The sequence below is a fragment of the Oceanivirga salmonicida genome (assembly GCF_001517915.1).
Lineage (GTDB): Bacteria > Fusobacteriota > Fusobacteriia > Fusobacteriales > Leptotrichiaceae > Oceanivirga > Oceanivirga salmonicida.
In genome coordinates, this window is record NZ_LOQI01000151.1 from 1 (window position 1) to 803 (window position 803).

The following is an 803-nucleotide window of genomic DNA, read 5'->3' on the forward strand; positions in this document are numbered from 1 at the left end:
GTGTTTTATAGACAGAGTAGTAATATTATATCTGCTTCTCCTATACCTGCTTTTTGTTCTACTTTGGCTATATAATAACCAGATAAATTAAATAGGGTTGCTATTAATGTTCTATATGCTCTCTCATATGTCTTAATATCTTTTGCATATACTTGTTTTAATATATCTTGAAATGCTTCTTGCATTAACTCTATATCAAATCTATCTACTGCTTCTTTAAGTGCTAGATATTTTTCATTTTTAGCAGTATTCAATATTTCACTTGCCATATCTTGCATTGCATCTTTAATTTCTTTGTTAGGAACTCTCACTGATATTTTATTACCTGCAACTTGTTCTGCTGTTAAGTAACCTGCATATAGTAAGAAAGTATAAAAGGCTTCTGAATCACTTAAATTCTTATTTGTAAATTCTTTTTTTACCTTTGCTTCTACTAATTCTCCATTAATTAAACTAAATAATTCTTTTGATAAATTACTTGTATCAAAGTAATTTGATAATATATTTTCCATTATACTATTTGAACCTGTTGCTACCCAATGTGATTCTAATGCTATATTTTTATCAATAGTTAATGAATCTAAAGCTCTTGATAATGAATTAGGGTTATACATATCAATATCACCTATTCTATAACCATCATAATATTCTTTTAATCTTTCTCTCTCACTCATTAAACCTAGTTTTTCTAGCCAATAATCTACTTCTTCTTGTGTGAAGCCGAATAAATCAGCAAATTTACTTGTTTTAATATCTAGTACATTACTTATTACCTTATTATTTAATGCTGAAAATATTGAATT

General features: G+C 26.7%; 1 protein-coding gene. It reads right to left on the minus strand.

The annotated features are described in order from the left end of the window. Positions 1-5 precede the first annotated feature (5 nt). Positions 6-803 (minus strand): P-loop NTPase family protein (locus AWT72_RS08690; protein WP_156413145.1); only part of this gene is annotated, 798 nt, incomplete at its 5' end.